An 18,311-nucleotide genomic window follows, 5' to 3' on the forward strand; every position below is an offset into this window, starting at 1 on the left:
GATACTTAGTACGACCAGCAAAGAAGTTAGTAAAAGCTGTTTGTAAATGTCTTAACCCTTGTTGTAAAGGTACACAACTAACTTCATTGAGAAAGTCTAATTCTTCTTGCTTTTTCCACTCGGTTAGCATTGAAGATGTTTCAGTATATCCTACTCTTTCTTGTCTTTCGTACCATGCTTGTGTTCGTTCGTGGAGAGCTTTGTTGTAAACTAATCTTACACAGCCCAATGTGCGCCGCAATAGCGACTCTTGTTCTGGTGTGGGGTAAAATCATCGGTAAGAATAGGCTTTCTCCATGTCTTACATTCTAGCATATATCGTGTAAATGCGCTAGTATTTAACAGTAAAGCCGTCGTAGAACGACGGGGTTTCAGACCCAAAATTTTCGATGATCGATCACTGATAACCAATAACTGAGATGAGATGGTTTTATTAGAAGCAGCGGTTCATTCTTCCCTACGCGCTTTTTTACGGGAACAAGGGCGCTTTTACTGGTCTCATCATCTCACTATGGGGCGACTGGTGGCTAGAGCTTTACGCCTAAAACGTTCCTCTCTCATACAAACTGGAACTACTCTCACCCGTTATTGTCTCAGTTATCTCACCCCAGCTCTTTTAGCTGATACACCTGTTCTGGTTGTTGCCCCGGAGTCAGAAGTAAACCTACTGTTAGAAGTGGAAATCCCCCATCTGCAAGCATGGTTACAAACTCAGCGAGATATCCTCAAAAGTGATCGCTTTCCCGCTAATTTTACGGGTTTACTCCTCACCACACCCCAAAAATGGTTAGAGGATAAATTGGGCAATCTCGGTCATTTTCCCCAGAATATCCCCACAATAATCGATCGATCCGAAGATTTAGAAACTTGTCTAATAGATTATCTCACCGTCACCATTACTCCCGAACAATGGTTCGCTTTAGGGTCAGCATATCCCCAGCATAGAGAGATTATAGACTTAATTAAAGCACAACTTAGCCAAAGTATTCTTGGTCATCCAATTAATCCCTATAATTGCTATCTTATTGATGCCAAAGAAAAAGAATATATAATTGCTCTCCTGCAACGCTTGGATCAAGACTTAGCCACTGATTCTGCTTGGCAACTTTTAGCGGCAAAAATCTCCGAGCATAATTATCTCCTCTGGACATCAGTAGATCGAGAGCGAGAAGAATTTACCCTAAAAATCAGTCCTCTGGAAGTGGCTAGTTTTCTCAAACCAATTTGGCAGCAGCAACCCTTTGTTTTAATCGGCAGTTTTTTAGATAGCGAAAAATCCGCTAATTTATACCGTCAAAATCAGGGTATCGGAGAAATTTTAACTCTAAAGTTTGCAGCTGATCGCGAAAGTGAATATATTCATTTATATCTACCCGATCGCATCAGCGCCCCCAACACACCCGAATTTCAACCGATGTTATTAAAGCAAGTGCGAGAATTAGTTAGTGCTAATCATACCAGTGAACAACCGATAGTAATCCTGATTGAAGATGTTCCCCTCAAGGCACAAATTGCCACCCAAATCGCAGCCGATTACGGTTCGCGAGTGCAAGTGGAAAAAACTGAGATTAATAATAATACTATTCTGGTTTGTGGTTGGCAATTCTGGCAAACCCATCAAGAAAAATTTCCGACTCCCAGTTTATTAATTATCGCTACTTTACCCTTACCATCCCCCGAAAATCCTCTCGTTGCTGGCAAAATTGCTTACTACAAACGACAACATCTCGACTGGTTTCGTGCCTATCTTTTACCCACAGCAGTGAGGGAAATTCAGAAATCTGTCCAGTCTCTCCGGGAGTGTCAAGGTTGTGTGGCTGTCCTCGATAATCGTGTCAATGCCCGCAGTTATGGCCGACAAATTCTCTCCGCTTTAGAACCCTATGCTAAAGTTAATTATCTCGATCAACAATTTTTTCAAGATAAAGATTAAATCAGTTATCAGTTATCAGTTATCAGTTATCAGTTTACTGATAAAATCTCCCCCAGAGCCATATTTCCAACTGTCTAAATAACGATGGTAAAGATATTTTTGCTTGTCGGGTAACTTTTCTAAAACAGGTTTTAAGGTGGCTGCCAAGGGATATAAACCACTATACAAAGCTAAATTAAAATAATGTCCCGTCCAATCGATAAAAGGACTGATACCCACTTGCGGAATCATCGGTAAAACTAATTGAGGATTAACCAAAGGCAAAGTTTTTGAGAGGGAAGAAAACTGCACCACATCCTGTAAAAACGGTTTTAATACCTCATCTCCCAACTTATCCATTACCCGAAAAACTCCACTCATTAAGTCATTAATTTGATTGGGATTAGGGTTAGCATATATCTGGACACTCATGGTTTTTTGAAATAGCCACGTTACCGATATATTCGGTTGATAGGGTTGTAAAAGGGCTAAATCTTCTCGGTTTAAAGCATCGATTTGTAAAGCTTCCTCGATGCCGAAAGTTAGCCTTTTTAAATGCCTGACCATTGCCCCAAAACCACCAAAACTTACCGGAGATTGACTACCGCTACTATCTCCCACTGCCAGAATTCTTGACCAAGGCATTTTTAAAGGACTTTGACGATAGGCAGGGAAAAAACCCGCTAGAAAACGCTGAAATTTTACCGCTTCTAAATCCACCTTTTGATACTCCGGCAGTAATCTTAAATACTCCTCCATCAAAAATTCTAAACTAAAGCGATCGGGATGGGTATCGAGATAGGTAAATAAATAAGTTGTCCGACCATCCCTAGCGGGAAATGCTTCCCAAAAGTATTGACATTGGTGCAAGATTGGGGTAAAAGAATAAATCAAATCACCAGTTTCATTACTGGGAAAACCCTGACCGCAACTACCCACCACTAAACAAACTCCATCGGGTTTTTCTCCTTTTCTTGCCTGTTTTGCAATTGCTGAAAAATGACCCATGGCATCGATTAATAAACGGGTTTTTAAAGTCACTTCTCCCGTTTTAACCATTACTCCATCGGGATGAACAATTGCCCCGCTAAACCCCGAATTTTCTAATAACTTTCCTCCCGCTTGCAAAAACTTATTTTTTAAAGTCTCTAGCAAATAAACCGGATCAACACCGATATTTAAAATATCTCTGACCCAAAGCTCATAACCTTGATAAAATCCCACCCTCGCAGGATTATATTCCGTCGCTATCGCTTGATTTAATTCAGCTTCTGTCAATAAATCTAACTCTAAAAAACTGCTTAATTCTAAACGTGAAATATTCCACTCCTGCTGACGACCGCGCAGAATACCTCTTTCTAATAATGCCACACGCCAGCCCCTAGTTTGCAAAGCAGCCCCGATAAAAATTCCCAAAGTTCCCCCCGCAATCACTAGATCAAAATCCGTCTCTCCTAAAAATTCTTGACTTTGATTAATTACCGTAGGAATAACTGGATTTTCTAAGCGCAAAGCTTGCCAAGCTCGATCGCTGGCTCGCAATTGTTGTAAACTCTGAGGAGATACTCGATCGAGTAAAGATGCAACTAAAGACATAATCTTATATCAGTTATCAGTTATCAGTTATCAGTTATCAGTTACCAGTTATCAGTTACCAGTTACCAGTTATCAGTTACCAGTTATCACCATATCCAGAGAGGAAAACTATTTAGATTGGAAAAACTTTTTCCCTTCTTCAATAAGTTTATTAATATCCTTGAGAGAAACTCCGAAAATTGCTAAAACTCCCGTAAAGACTAACAAAAAACCGATAAAACTATTCCGATCATAGAGGAATAAACCCACCAAAACGATAAAATAGGGAGAGAGAATTTTACTAATATTTTCAACTACAGTAACCACCTCTGGCGGGGGAGTCTCAACAAGATTAATATCAGTTTTATCCTGATCGGGTTCGAGATTTTGCTTAATCGAAAACATCACCTCCTGTAGGTCTTTTACCTCCGGTGGGTTCGGTTCTTTCGCTGGTTTGCCAAACATTGTTAACTCCCTCGCCAATTTATCTATATCCTCTATGGTAGCCAAAAAAAGGGCAAGCAGGAAAAGCGCGAGCAAGTCGAGAAATTCTCAGCGTAATTTTCCTTAACAATCCCCTCGGCCGCGGCTGCTATAATCAGAGGAACAACTCCCAAGTTCGTTAACGGTACAAAAAAACTATGAATACCAGTCCAGACCGTGTGATTATCTTCGATACCACCCTTCGAGATGGGGAACAGTCCCCGGGTGCCGCTTTAAATGTGGATGAGAAGCTAACCATAGCGCGCGCACTGGCACGACTGGGAGTTGATGTCATTGAAGCGGGTTTTCCCCACGCTAGTCCGGGGGACTTTGAAGCGGTTCAGAAAATTGCCGCCAGCGTCGGCAGCGAAGCTGATAGCCCGATTATTTGCGGATTAGCCCGGGCTACCCAAAAAGACATCAAATCTGCCGCCGATGCGCTCAGACCCGCCGCCAAGCCCAGAATTCACACCTTCCTAGCCACATCCGATATCCACCTCCAATACAAACTTAAGAAGACCCGTCAGGAAGTTCTTGAGATTGTGCCAGAAATGGTGGCCTATGCCAAATCCTTCCTTAATGATGTGGAATTTTCCCCCGAAGATGCCGGCCGCAGCGATCCGGAATTCCTCTATCAAGTCCTCGAAAGAGCGATCGCCGCAGGAGCCACCACCGTTAACATTCCCGATACCGTCGGTTACACCACCCCCAGCGAATTTGGGGCTTTAATCCGGGGAATTAAGGAAAATGTCCCCAATATCGACCAAGCGATTATCTCCGTCCATGGTCACGACGATTTAGGGTTAGCGGTGGCTAATTTCCTCGAAGCAGTTAAAAATGGCGCTCGACAGTTGGAATGTACCATTAACGGTATCGGTGAGCGCGCCGGTAATGCTTCCCTAGAAGAATTGGTGATGGCCCTTCATGTCCGGCGCTCCTATTTTAATCCTTTCCTTGGTCGTCCCCCAGAGTCCACGGAACCTTTAACCAAGATCAACACCAAGGAAATCTATCGCACTTCTCGCCTAGTTTCTAATCTTACCGGCATGATCGTGCAACCGAATAAGGCGATCGTCGGTGCTAACGCTTTCGCACACGAGTCTGGAATCCATCAGGACGGGGTGTTAAAACATAAACTCACCTATGAGATTATGGATGCAGAATCGATCGGTTTAACCCATAATCAGATCGTTCTCGGTAAACTCTCCGGCCGCAACGCTTTTCGCTCTCGTTTACAGGAATTGGGTTTTGAACTTTCGGAAACGGAACTTAATAACGCTTTTATCCAGTTTAAGGAAATGGCCGATCGCAAAAAGGAAATCACCGATCGCGATCTGGAAGCGATTGTTAACGATGAAATCGATACCGTTCCCGATCACTTCCGCCTTGAATTAGTACAAGTGTCCTGTGGAAATAGCGCCCGGCCCACGGCCACGGTAACGATTCGCAATCCCGACGGTAGCGAGTTATCCGATGCGGCCATTGGTACAGGGCCAGTGGATGCTCTCTGCAAAGCGATCGATCGAGTGGTGAAGATTCCTAACGAATTAATCTCTTTCTCGGTGCGGGAAGTTACCGAGGGAATCGATGCTTTGGGAGAAGTGACTATCCGTCTCCGTTACGAAGGACGCACCTATTCTGCTCGCGCGGCCGATACCGATATTATTGTCGCCTCCGCTCGCGCCTACGTCAGTGCCTTAAACCGTCTCCACGTCGCACTGCAGCAGAAGGAAAAAACCCCAGAAATGGTACAAGTCTAGATAGGGTTTTAGGGTGTTAGGGTTTTAGGGTTTTAGTTGAAATTCCCCCACTTCCCCACCACCCCACTTCCCCCCGCAACGCGCACGCAGTGACCACCCCATCACCCCACTTCCCCACCACCCCACTTCCCCCCGCAACGCGCACGAAGTGGTCACCCCAATTCATAATTCATAATTCATAATTCCCACTCCCCATGGCGCTGTTGGAGAAAATCTTAAATTTGTCTCGCAAATTTCTAAAATGTTGCTAAGTTAATATTATGAGCTTGCGCTCTGATTAATCATGGTGCAGATGTACCAAAAACAGATTCCCGTAAAAGCAATGAGGGATGAAATTTATCCGTAAGAATCCGATCAAATTAAATACAATGGCTAAGGACCAAAGGAATTAGCAAAGGCAAATAGGAATGCTGTTCCCCTTGCCATTGGGAACAGTTAACCCACCCCATAATTCCTTTGATTGTTAGCTATCTGGTCAACACCGCAGACAATCGGGTGATCGGATTGCAGTCCTCCAGCCATTTACCCAATTTTTGCAGGAGCCAGATTATGAGTTGACCGATCTAAAACAGCATTCCGTGTCGCTAAAATCGCATCGACACAAGAGAATTTAAGCAAAGATCTTCTCCCATTTGTTGTAATTAAAGCTACAATCGGAAAAGTCTTTCCCCGTCTCGGATTGGAGACACAAATTCGTTCAGTATCACCTAGATTGAGATTCGATCTTCTAGTTTTGCACAGAAGGAGCAAGAGGAAAACGGCATGACGCAGGCCCACGATGTACTAACCCTTACCGAGCCGCAATTGGATTTAGATTTGATTGACCTAGACGAAGACTTCGATGATGAGGATATCGAGTTAGAGCTAGAAGAAACCAGCGATAGCAACGATGGCAAAAAAACCCGCCGCCTTGCCAGCGCTCGTCGTCGCGACGCGGCCAGAAAAAAACCCTATACGGAAGATTCGATTCGGATTTATCTGCAAGAGATCGGCAGGATTCGGTTATTGAGAGCGGAGGAGGAGATCGAATTAGCGAGAAAAATCGCCGATCTACTGAAATTAGAACGTATTCGCGAAGATTTTCGCCTCTATACCGATGCTGAATGGGGAAAACAGGTTTTCTTGTTCGAGCGCATCGAAAAAATTATCGCAGAAAAATCGGAAAAAGAACCGAAATTATCGGATATTAAGGCTTATTTAGGTAAGACGGAGCTAATGGCTCCCCTGGTGGAAGAATGGCTGGCGAAATCAAAGGAATACTTATCGGCCTTTAAGCGTCGATTGTACCATGGTCGTCGCGCTAAGGAAAAAATGGTACAATCGAACCTGCGTTTAGTGGTTTCCATCGCCAAGAAATACATGAATCGTGGTCTTTCCTTCCAAGATTTAATTCAAGAAGGTTCCCTCGGTTTGATCCGCGCCGCCGAAAAATTCGACCACGAAAAGGGTTATAAATTCTCCACCTATGCCACTTGGTGGATTCGTCAAGCCATCACCCGGGCGATCGCCGATCAATCCCGCACCATTAGACTTCCCGTCCACCTCTACGAAACCATCTCCCGGATCAAAAAAACCACCAAGATTCTTTCTCAGGAAATGCGTCGCAAACCCACCGAGGAAGAAATCGCCACCAAGATGGAGATGACCATTGAAAAACTGCGTTTTATTGCTAAATCTGCCCAATTACCTATTTCTCTAGAGACTCCCATCGGTAAAGAAGAAGATTCCCGTTTAGGAGACTTTATCGAAGCAGATGGGGAAACCCCAGAAGATGAAGTTTCTAAAAATTTATTACGCGAGGATTTAGAAAACGTCCTCGATACCCTTAGTCCTCGCGAACGCGATGTGCTGCGTCTGCGCTACGGTTTAGATGACGGCCGGATGAAAACACTCGAAGAAATCGGCCAGATTTTCAACGTCACTCGCGAGCGCATTCGTCAAATAGAAGCCAAGGCCCTGCGGAAACTGCGTCACCCCAACCGTAATAGTATCCTCAAAGAGTACATTCGTTAACTTCCCGCTCTTAAAAAACTGGCAACTGAGTCTCCTTGAGGCTCAGTTTTATCGTCAACTACACTTCCCCATCTGTGGGAACCTAATCCTGAAAATATCTCCGGGGTTGCCCCAATCTTGTCCAGAAAACTCTTGCAACAAATAGCACAGATCTGTTATTATGGTTTGTCTGTGTCCCGATTAACCATACCAGTATTGAGAACAAGAAACGACTGTGGCTAATACAAAGTCTGCACTCAAACGAGTCCAAATCTCCGAAAGAAATCGTCTACGCAACAAAGCGTACAAGTCAGCCGTAAGAACCCTGATCAAAAAATGTCTTGTCGCTGTCTCAGCCTACGGAGCCAACCCCAGCCCAGAAGGGCTAGAAAGCGCCCAACAAGCTCTATCGGAAGCTTACAGTAAAATCGATAAAGCCGTCAAGCGCAACGTCTTGCACCGGAACAACGGCGCTAGAAAAAAAGCCGGTTTAGCCAAAGCTTTGCAAAAAGTTAGCCAAGCTTCCTAAGAAACGATTAAGCTGTAATCAGGACAGACGCAACAAGCGATCGGGGGTCGATGCAATTAATAGATACGCACGTTCATTTGAACTTTGACGTTTTGCAAGCCGACTTGCCCGCTATCTCCGAACGTTGGCGAAGTGTGGGAGTCGTTCATCTGGTTCACTCCTGTGTTCAACCAGAGGAGTTTGCAGCGATTAAAGCCATTGCCGATCAATTTGAGGAAATTTCCTTCGCCGTCGGTTTACATCCCCTAGATGCCCAAAAATGGCGAGATAATAGTGCCGATCAGATCGAATCCCTAGCCCGATCTGATCGGCGCGTCGTGGCGATCGGGGAAATGGGTTTAGACTTCTATAAAGCGGATAATCAAGAGCAGCAAAAACAGGTCTTTTGGACGCAATTAGAAATCGCCCATCGTCTCGATAAACCCGTGATTATCCATTGTCGAGATGCAGCCCCGGTCATGCGGGAGGAAATCATCGCCTTTCGGCAACAAGTGGGCAAAATTCGCGGCGTGATGCACTGCTGGACTGGCAACCCCGAAGAAACTCAATGGTTTTTAGATTTGGGTTTTTACATCAGCTTTAGCGGCATTGTCACCTTCAAAAACAGTAAAACCGTGCAAGCTGCCGCCCAAATTGTCCCTGGCGATCGCCTACTGATCGAAACCGATTGCCCCTTTCTCTCACCCAATCCCCACCGCGGTAAACCTTGTGAACCCTCTTTCGTCTTCCATGTGGCCGAAACCGTCGCCCGTCTGCGCGGCGTTTCCCTCGAAACCCTAGCCGAACAAACCACCCAGAACGCCCGCAACTTATTTCAACTCCCCAGTTAAAAAACATAGTTTATTAGCACAGAGCAGGGGACGAGGAAATGGGGAAATGGGGGAATTCAACTAAAACCCTAACATCCAACACCCAACCCCTAAAAACCCCGATCTCCGAGAGCAATTCCCGACCGTCGCTATCGTGTCATCAGCCCTTGTAACCCTATGAACAATCTTACCTTTAACCTCTTACCCGACCTCATCGAAATCCAACACTCCAGTTTTCGGTGGTTTTTGGAAGAAGGACTAATCGAGGAACTGAATAGCTTTTCCCCCATCAGCGACTATACAGGTAAATTAGAACTACATTTCCTCGGGCAGGACTACAGACTCAAAGAACCGAAATACAACGTCGATGAAGCCAAACGACGCGATAGCACCTATTCCGTTCAGATGTACGTTCCCACCCGTTTAATCAACAAAGAAACGGGAGAAAACATCGAACAGGAAGTCTTTATCGGCGATTTACCCCTGATGACCGAACGGGGAACCTTTATTATTAACGGGGCCGAACGAGTCATCGTCAATCAGATCGTCCGTTCCCCCGGTGTTTACTACAAAGCCGAAATCGACAAAAACGGTCGCCGTACCTACTCCGCTTCCCTGATTCCCAACCGAGGAGCTTGGTTAAAATTTGAAACCGACAAAAACGGCTTAGTCTGGGTCAGAATCGACAAAACCCGCAAATTATCCGCCCAAGTTCTCCTGAAAGCGATCGGATTGAGCGATAACGAAATCTTTGACTCCCTACGCCATCCCGAATTCTACCAAAAAACCCTCGACAAAGAAGGCAATCCCACCGAAGAAGAGGCCCTCCTCGACCTCTACCGGAAACTACGCCCCGGAGAACCTCCCACCGTCACCGGCGGACAACAACTGCTCGAATCGCGCTTTTTTGACAATAAACGCTACGATCTCGGGCGCGTTGGTCGTTATAAACTCAACAAAAAACTACGCCTCAACGTCCCCGATAACCAGCGCGTTCTCACCACCACCGACATTTTATCGGCGATCGACTACCTAATTAACCTCGAATTTGACATCGGCAACACCGACGACATCGACCACCTCGGCAACCGTCGCGTCCGTTCCGTGGGTGAACTGCTCCAAAACCAAGTGCGAGTAGGTTTAAACCGCTTAGAAAGAATCATTCGGGAACGGATGACCGTCAGCGAATCCCAAAACCTCACCCCCGCTTCCCTAGTCAACCCGAAACCCCTAGTAGCGGCGATTAAAGAATTCTTTGGTTCCTCGCAACTCTCCCAGTTCATGGATCAAACCAATCCCCTAGCGGAATTGACCCATAAACGCCGCATTTCCGCCCTCGGCCCCGGCGGTCTCACCCGGGAACGGGCCGGTTTTGCCGTGCGCGACATCCACCCCTCCCACCACGGTCGCATTTGTCCGGTGGAAACCCCAGAAGGTCCCAACGCCGGTTTAATCGGTTCCCTGGCCACCTACGCTCGCGTCAACGACTACGGTTTTATTGAAACCCCCTGTTATGTCGTGGAAAATGGCCGAGTACGCTATGATCTCCCCGTTAAATACCTAACCGCCGACGAAGAAGACGATCTGCGGGTAGCACCGGGAGACGTGGCCACCGATGAAAATGGTTATATCCTCGGCGAAACTATCCCGGTGCGCTATCGGCAGGAATTCTCCACCACTTCCCCCGAACAAGTGGACTACGTTTGTGTTTCCCCCGTCCAAATTGTCTCGGTGGCAACTTCCCTGATTCCCTTCCTCGAACACGACGACGCTAACCGCGCCCTCATGGGTTCTAATATGCAACGACAAGCGGTTCCCCTGCTGCGTCCCGAACGTCCCCTTGTGGGTACCGGATTGGAAGCACAGGCCGCTCGCGACTCTGGCATGGTCATCGTTTCCCGTACCAATGGGGTCGTTTCCTACGTCGATGCTAACCGGATTCGCATCAAAGTGGCGGATGAAGACAAAGAGATTTTCGGCAAGAGCGAGATCGAGTACGAAATTCAGAAATATCAACGCTCTAACCAAGATACCTGCTTAAATCAGCGTCCTTTAGTCTATCAAGGGGAACAGGTTGTCCCTGGGCAGATCCTCGCCGATGGTTCCGCCACCGAAGGAGGGGAAATCGCCCTCGGCCAGAATATCCTCGTCGCCTATATGCCCTGGGAAGGCTATAACTACGAAGACGCAATTTTAATCAGTGAAAGACTGGTGGCACAAGATGTCTATACCAGTATCCACATCGAAAAATACGAAATCGAAGCCCGTCAAACTAAACTTGGACCTGAGGAAATCACCAGGGAAATTCCCAACGTCGGTGAAGATGCCCTGCGAAACCTCGATGAACGCGGCATTATTCGCATCGGTGCTTGGGTAGAAGCAAGCGATATCCTCGTCGGGAAAGTCACCCCGAAAGGCGAATCAGACCAACCCCCCGAAGAAAAACTACTGCGGGCGATTTTCGGCGAAAAAGCCCGGGATGTACGGGATAACTCCCTACGCGTCCCCAACGGCGAAAAAGGCCGGGTAGTAGATGTGCGGGTATTTACCCGCGAACAGGGGGATGAATTACCCCCCGGGGCCAATATGGTGGTGCGGGTCTATGTTGCCCAAAAACGCAAAATCCAAGTGGGCGATAAAATGGCGGGTCGTCACGGCAATAAAGGGATTATTTCTCGCATTCTGCCCCTAGAAGATATGCCCTACCTCCCCGATGGTCGTGCCGTCGATATCGTTCTCAATCCCCTGGGGGTTCCCAGTCGCATGAACGTCGGTCAGGTGTTTGAATGTTTACTGGGTTGGGCCGGCGAAAATCTAGGCGTACGCTTTAAGATTACTCCCTTTGACGAAATGTACGGGGAAGAAGCCAGCCGTTTAACCGTCCACGGATTGCTAGAAAATGCCTCGAAAAAACCCAATCGCGATTGGGTGTTCAAGGAAGAACACGCGGGTAAAGTCACCGTTTACGATGGTCGCACCGGCGAACCCTTTGACCGTCCCGTTACCGTCGGTATGGCCTATATGTTAAAACTGGTTCACCTGGTTGATGATAAGATTCACGCCCGCTCTACCGGTCCCTACTCCTTGGTTACTCAGCAACCCCTGGGCGGTAAAGCTCAACAGGGGGGTCAGCGCTTCGGAGAAATGGAAGTCTGGGCCCTAGAGGCCTACGGAGCAGCCTATACCTTGCAGGAATTGCTAACGGTAAAATCCGATGATATGCAAGGACGGAATGAGGCTTTAAATGCGATCGTAAAAGGCAAGCCGATTCCCCGCCCGGGTACGCCAGAATCCTTTAAGGTTTTGATGCGAGAATTGCAATCCCTCGGCCTCGATATCGCCGTTCACAAGGTGGAAAATGCCCCCGATGGTACTTCCCGCGATGTGGAGGTGGATCTGATGGTCGATGTCGGTCGTCGCGCCCCCTCTCGCCCCACCTACGAATCCTTAACCACGGAAGACCTTGAAGAAGAAGAATCGGAAGTGTAATTTCAGTGATCAGTAATCAGTTATCAGTGAGAAGTCAGGAGTCAGTAGTCAGGAGACAGGAGAGAATTTTCCAGGAAAAAGCAAAAAAAAGGACAGTAAAGTAAAAATTTGCCTATTCCCTATTCCCCGTTCCCTATTCCCTGTTCCCTTTTCTAACTGATAGCTGAATGCTGATGGCTGATAGCTAATAGCTGTTTAATTATTACTGGGATCGAGATGTTTTATAACCAAACTGTTGACAAAGGAAAACTGAAAAAACTGATCGCTTGGGCCTATCAAAACTACGGTTCGGCGCGCTGTTCACAAATGGCCGATGAATTGAAAAACCTCGGGTTTCGTTTCGCTACCAAAGCAGGGGTTTCCATTAGTGTGGATGATTTAACCGTACCGCCGGCTAAACGACAGATGATCGAAAGTGCCGAACAGGAAATCCGGCAAACCGAACAGCGTTATGTGCGCGGGGAAATCACCGAAGTGGAACGCTTCCAAAAAGTAATTGACACTTGGAATAGTACATCTGAATCGCTTAAAGATGAAGTAATTCGCAACTTCCAAGTGACCGATCCCCTCAACTCCGTCTATATGATGGCTTTCTCCGGGGCGCGGGGTAATATGAGCCAAGTGCGTCAGTTAGTCGGAATGCGGGGATTAATGGCTAATCCCCAGGGGGAAATTATCGACCTCCCGATTAAGACTAACTTCCGGGAAGGATTGACCGTTACCGAATACGTTATTTCCTCCTACGGGGCGCGCAAAGGTTTAGTTGATACAGCCCTACGGACGGCAGATTCCGGTTATCTGACCCGTCGTCTCGTCGATGTGTCCCAAGATGTCATCGTCCGCGAGGCAGATTGTGGCACTAATCGTTATGTTGAATTAACCGCCATGACCGATGGTGATCGCGTGTTAATTCCCTTAAGCGATCGCTTATTAGGTCGTTCCTTGGCCGAAGATGTGGTGGTCAATGGAGAAGTGATCGCCACCCGCAACCAGATTATCGATGACGAAACCGCCGAAAAACTAGGGCTACTCGTCGATAAAATCAAAGTCCGCAGCCCCTTAACCTGTGAAGCAGCCCGCTCGGTTTGTCAAACCTGTTACGGTTGGAGTCTGGCCCACGGTCATCCGGTGGATATGGGGGAAGCAGTGGGGATTATTGCCGCCCAATCGATCGGGGAACCGGGGACTCAGTTAACCATGCGTACCTTCCACACCGGGGGCGTATTTACTGGAGAAGTAGCCCGGCAAGTGCGGAGTCCCTTCGAGGGAACCGTGCGTTTTCTGCCGGGGTTAAGTATCCGTAACGTGCGAACTCGCCACGGGGATGAACGGGATCAGGTGGAGGCTCCGGGGGAAATTAAATTAACACCCAAGGATAAAACTAAAGAAACTGTCACCTACTCTTTGACTCCGGGTTCGCTGCTATTCGTCACCGATGGGGCAACAGTAAGCAAGGAACAGTTACTAGCGGAAATTACCTCCGATAAAGTCCAAAAATCCACGGAAAAAGCCACAAAAGACGTAACCAGTGACTTAGCTGGCGAGGTGCTATTCTCCCAATTAGTCCCAGAGGAAAAAACCGATCGCCAAGGCAACACCACCCGCATCGCCCAACGGGGGGGATTACTATGGATTCTCTCCGGAGAAGTGTATAACTTGCCGCCGGGGGCCGAACCCGTGGTCAGTAACGGCGATACAGTACAAGTGGGGGATGTTCTGGCGGAAACTAAGCTGGTATCCACTAACGGCGGTTTGGTGCGTTTAGCCCCCAATAGCCGGGAAATCGATATCGTCACCGCTTCCGTGTCCTTGGATCAGGCCGAAGTAAAAGTAGAAAGTAGTGCCGGTCGGGAACAATTTATTATTCATACGGTCGATGGTCAACGCTTCCTGCTGAAAACCACTCCGGGGACAAAAGTACAGAATCATGCCATTGTCGCCGAGTTAATCGACGATCGCTATCAAACCCACACCGGCGGGATGATTAAATACGTCGATATCGAAGTCTCCAAAGGCAGCCGCAAACAGGGTTATGAAATCACCAAAGGCGGCACGATCCTCTGGATTCCCGAAGAAACCCACGAAGTCAATAAAGATATCTCCCTCTTACAGGTGGAAGATGGGCAGTATGTGGAAGCAGGGGAAGAAGTGGTTAAAGACATCTTCTGTAACTCTAGCGGTGTGGTGGAAGTCATCCAGAAAAATGACATCCTCCGGGAGATTATTGTCAAACCGGGGCTGTTATTTATGGATATCGAACCGGAATCCTCCGGAATTGCCCAAGAACAGTTAATTTACCCAGGGACACAGTTGACTCCTGAAGTCACGATCGAGGAGTTACGGCAAGCGGAATGGGTGGAAACTAACGAGGGTTTGGGGTTACTACTGCGACCAGTACAGGAGTTCACCGTAGAAGACCAATCCACTTCTCCGACCCAAGGTTCCGCTAACCAAGAAGGAGGACGACATATCGAACTGCGCTCGGTGCAGCGCATTTTCTTTAAAGACGGGGAAAGAGTTAAATCCGTCGAGGGTTGTCAACTGATTAGCACCCAATTAGTCCTAGAAATTTCTAGCGAAGAACCAGAATCGGTCTCCCATCTGACGGCCGATATCGAGTTAGAACCGATCCCGCAGGGAGCCGCGAAGCGGTGCGAGGACAGCGATTGTCAGCGTTTACAGTTAGTTATTCTCGAATCTCTGGTGCTGCGTCGAGATAGTGATAATGATCCTTTAGGGGGTAATATTCAGACTCGCGTTCTCGTCCAAGATGGCGATGAAATTCCACCGGGGGCAGTGGTGGCCCGGACCGAAATCCAGTGTAAGGAAGCTGGGGAAATTCGCGGGATTCGCAAGGGCAGCGAAGCGGTACGCCGTCTTTTAATTGTCAGTGACCGTGACGAGTTTATTCTCCCGCTCGCTGTTGCTCCCACCGTCAAGGCCAGGGATCTGGTAATCGCCGAAGCTGAGATCGCTGCTGGAGTTTTAGCCCCCAATTCCGGTCAAGTGCTGGCCGTTGACAAAACCGCCACTGGCTATGAAATCCGTCTGCGTAAGGCCCGACCCTACCGAGTATCGGCGGGGGCCATTCTGCACATCGACGAGGGAGATCTTGTCCAACGGGGCGATAATTTGGTGCTGTTGGTGTTTGAGCGCTCGAAAACTGGGGATATCATTCAAGGTTTGCCGAGAATCGAAGAACTGCTCGAAGCCCGCAAACCGAAAGAGGCCTGTGTCCTGGCACGCAAACCGGGAGTTTGTCAAGTGGAGTACCAAGATTCTGAGATCGTCGATATTAAGGTGGTCGAGGATGACGGCACGATCAGTGAATATCCGCTTTTAGGCAGTCAAAACCCTCTGGTGAGCGATAATCAGCGTATTGATGTGGGTCAGGCGTTAACCGATGGTCAGGCTAATCCCCACGAGATTTTAGAGGTGTTCTTTAATTATTATGTGGATAGCCTGGGCAGTTACGAGGCAGCCCTGAAAGCCTTGGAAAAAACCCAGATGTTCCTCGTTGATCAGGTACAGTCGGTTTACCAATCCCAAGGGATCGATATTGCCGATAAACATATTGAAGTGATCGTGCGTCAGATGACCTCTAAGGTGCGGATCGATGACGGCGGCGATACCAGTATGTTACCTGGGGAATTGTTGGAACTGCGACAGGTGGAGACGGTAAACGAAGCCATGTCGATCACCGGTGGGGCGGCAGCTAAATATACGCCTGTACTACTGGGGATCACCAAAGCTTCCTTGAATACCGATAGCTTTATCAGTGCCGCCTCCTTCCAAGAAACCACCCGCGTCCTCACCGAAGCGGCGATCGAAGGCAAGTCCGACTGGTTACGGGGTCTCAAGGAAAACGTGATTATCGGTCGTCTGATTCCGGCGGGTACTGGCTTCAATTCCCACGAAAACACGGCGGGGATCAGCGATTACACCCCCCCAGAGGAGGAATATAACTACAACAATCGTAGCTATTACGCTCCCCCCGGCGGCCTCGGCTTGCCCCCTCGTCCCGGTTTCGGCGATAGTAGTGAGGATAGCGATATGATTCTTGACGATCAAACCGCTCGCGCCTACGCTGAGGGTGATGTGGTCGATTTAGAGGATGATGAGATGGCTTTCCTCTCCTCCCGCGGCAGCAGTCGCTTTAGTCGCCAACCCATCAGCGATCGCTGGTCAGAACCGGATGAGGAAGGGGAGGAGGACGATTTCGAGGAGGATTACGAAGAAGAAGAATAATCGTCTGTGGAGATATTACAAGGAGCAGTGGGAGACACGGGGAGGCAAGGGCAATTTTTCTAGAGAAAAACCCCGATTATTCCCCAAGAATCTCCTGCTTCTCTCCCCAAACTCCCTAATTTTCTGGCTAATTCATACTAAATCCGGTTATTAAAGACTGATTATCTATTGCCCCTTTTGCCTATTGCCTATTGCATGAGTGCCTGTCCTCATAAGTAGCCTATACTCAACGGATTTAGTATCACCTGAGTTTGGCAATAAAAGAAGGCAGCCTTTTTTGTCAACCGGAAAGGAGACAAAGTTAGGATTTTAAGAATTTTCTCTCAAGTCGGGATGACAGGATTTGAACCTGCGGCATCCTGCTCCCAAAGCAGGCGCGCTACCAAGCTGCGCTACATCCCGAAATAAACTCCTTTTTTAGTATAGCCTAAGAGCCGCATTCTTAATCGGGATACCAAAACATACCTTTGATACCTTCGGGATCGAGAACAAAACCAAGACGACGATAGAAATCCACCACCTGCGGATCGGCGAAAAGAGTTATATTACTGATGTCCTCACCCCGCAACTTCCTAATCATAAATTTCATTAATGCTTTACCAAAGCCTTTACTTTGATAGTGAGGATGAACAACCACATCCCAGACCGTAGCATTAAAAGCGTGATCGGAAGTGGCACGAGCAAAACCCACTAAACGACGGCGATTACCTCGCACTTCCCACATCGACACCACTAAAAAACTACATTCGATCGCCTTTTTAACTTTGCGTAAAGGACGACGGGCCCAACCTACCGAGTCACAAAGTTCTTCTAACTCATATAGATCTAGCTCTCGATCGATACTAAAAAACACTCGCGTCTGTCCGAGGTCATTCTGGGCAACCTCTACCAAGTCTCCCGAATAGTCAGGAGATGCAGTGACTTCCGAGCTATTAAACAATCTTTTCCAAAAAACCATGCCGGGGGGCTACTGCCTCAATATTATCCTTTTAGCCTAGTATATTTTATTTTCCCCTGTCTAAGAACAATCGGGCAACCTGAGTCCAAATTTGATTGGTTGAGTACGGAGAGGGTGGGATTTGAACCCACGAACCATTGCTGGTTACTCGATTTCAAGTCGAGCGCGATCGACCACTCTGCCACCTCTCCAAGGCAGCCAGACCTATATCCTATCATTAGATCTCCTGCATAAATCAAAAATTTTCGGCAAATGTAGGGAAAAGGGGTGCACGTTAAAGGTTAAAATTTCCCCCTTCCCCCTTCCCCGACTTCTGCAAGAAGTCTATTCTAGTCAATTAGAGGCGTAATTAGGGTTTGCGGCAAAAAGTTATTGAAAAGTACAGGTCTCTTAATCAATGATTTCACTTAGCTACAAGCATAAGCTTTAGTTGTTGATTAATCCCCAAGCTATAACTTATTGTCATCATTGACCCAGAAAAAGTGCGGTTTTTCCATTTCAGACATAAAAAAGCCCAAAAAACCTGCCGAAGCAGGGTGGAAAGATTGATAACTAA

11 protein-coding genes, 2 tRNA genes and 1 pseudogene are annotated in these 18,311 nt (G+C 47.5%); 7 read left to right on the forward strand and 7 right to left on the reverse strand.

Going from position 1 to position 18,311, the window contains the following annotated elements:
- A partial coding sequence (locus IM322_RS07115) for a helix-turn-helix domain-containing protein (RefSeq protein WP_287713163.1) occupies positions 1 to 241 on the reverse strand: 241 nt, incomplete at its 3' end.
- Between the two features lie 183 nt (positions 242 to 424).
- Here IM322_RS07115 and IM322_RS07120 point away from each other — a divergent pair.
- Positions 425 to 1,933 carry a helicase C-terminal domain-containing protein gene (locus IM322_RS07120; RefSeq protein ID WP_287676543.1) on the forward strand — a complete coding sequence of 503 codons (1,509 nt, stop codon included), beginning with the start codon at positions 425 to 427 and terminating at the stop codon, positions 1,931 to 1,933.
- A gap of 15 nt (positions 1,934 to 1,948) precedes the next feature.
- Here IM322_RS07120 and IM322_RS07125 read toward each other — a convergent pair whose 3' ends face one another.
- Positions 1,949 to 3,508 (reverse strand): FAD-dependent oxidoreductase, encoded by a 1,560-nt coding sequence (locus IM322_RS07125; protein WP_287676544.1) that lies wholly within the window; start codon positions 3,506 to 3,508, stop codon positions 1,949 to 1,951.
- A gap of 108 nt (positions 3,509 to 3,616) precedes the next feature.
- The gene (locus IM322_RS07130; protein WP_002783895.1) at positions 3,617 to 3,952 is read right to left on the reverse strand and encodes a hypothetical protein; all 336 of its coding nucleotides are present in this window, start codon (positions 3,950 to 3,952) and stop codon (positions 3,617 to 3,619) included.
- Positions 3,953 to 4,128: 176 nt separating this feature from the next.
- Between IM322_RS07130 and IM322_RS07135 the strand changes: the two genes are divergently transcribed.
- The 6 genes from IM322_RS07135 to IM322_RS07160 all read left to right on the forward strand — a co-directional run bounded on the left by IM322_RS07135 (position 4,129) and on the right by IM322_RS07160 (position 16,797).
- A complete protein-coding gene (locus IM322_RS07135; protein ID WP_287676545.1) occupies positions 4,129 to 5,730 on the forward strand; it encodes a 2-isopropylmalate synthase in 1,602 nt (533 codons plus the stop codon).
- A gap of 762 nt (positions 5,731 to 6,492) precedes the next feature.
- Positions 6,493 to 7,743 (forward strand): RNA polymerase sigma factor RpoD, encoded by a 1,251-nt coding sequence (gene rpoD, locus IM322_RS07140; RefSeq protein WP_304392495.1) that lies wholly within the window; start codon positions 6,493 to 6,495, stop codon positions 7,741 to 7,743.
- A 214-nt stretch (positions 7,744 to 7,957) separates the two neighbouring features.
- The gene (rpsT, locus tag IM322_RS07145) at positions 7,958 to 8,251 is read left to right on the forward strand and encodes a 30S ribosomal protein S20 (RefSeq protein WP_002737368.1); all 294 of its coding nucleotides are present in this window, start codon (positions 7,958 to 7,960) and stop codon (positions 8,249 to 8,251) included.
- Between the two features lie 50 nt (positions 8,252 to 8,301).
- Positions 8,302 to 9,081, forward strand: coding sequence for a TatD family hydrolase (locus IM322_RS07150; RefSeq protein ID WP_287676547.1), 780 nt, complete (start codon positions 8,302 to 8,304; stop codon positions 9,079 to 9,081).
- Positions 9,082 to 9,237: 156 nt separating this feature from the next.
- Positions 9,238 to 12,549, forward strand: coding sequence for a DNA-directed RNA polymerase subunit beta (gene rpoB / locus IM322_RS07155; RefSeq protein WP_287676548.1), 3,312 nt, complete (start codon positions 9,238 to 9,240; stop codon positions 12,547 to 12,549).
- Positions 12,550 to 12,765: 216 nt separating this feature from the next.
- Positions 12,766 to 16,797, forward strand: a complete 4,032-nt coding sequence (locus tag IM322_RS07160) for a DNA-directed RNA polymerase subunit beta' (RefSeq protein WP_287676549.1) — start codon at positions 12,766 to 12,768, stop codon at positions 16,795 to 16,797.
- A 328-nt stretch (positions 16,798 to 17,125) separates the two neighbouring features.
- Here the strand turns inward: IM322_RS07160 and IM322_RS07165 are convergent.
- The 4 genes and pseudogenes from IM322_RS07165 to IM322_RS07180 all read right to left on the reverse strand — a co-directional run.
- Positions 17,126 to 17,199: transfer RNA gene (locus tag IM322_RS07165), tRNA-Pro, on the reverse strand.
- A 40-nt stretch (positions 17,200 to 17,239) separates the two neighbouring features.
- Positions 17,240 to 17,755, reverse strand: a complete 516-nt coding sequence (locus tag IM322_RS07170) for a GNAT family N-acetyltransferase (protein WP_287676551.1) — start codon at positions 17,753 to 17,755, stop codon at positions 17,240 to 17,242.
- 106 nt (positions 17,756 to 17,861) lie between these two features.
- Positions 17,862 to 17,946 (reverse strand) — tRNA-Ser (locus tag IM322_RS07175).
- 212 nt (positions 17,947 to 18,158) lie between these two features.
- A pseudogene (locus IM322_RS07180) lies at positions 18,159 to 18,311 on the reverse strand (IS5/IS1182 family transposase); the annotation flags it as partial.

The organism is Microcystis sp. M109S1 (assembly GCF_020247025.1).
Classification (GTDB): Bacteria; Cyanobacteriota; Cyanobacteriia; order Cyanobacteriales; family Microcystaceae; genus Microcystis.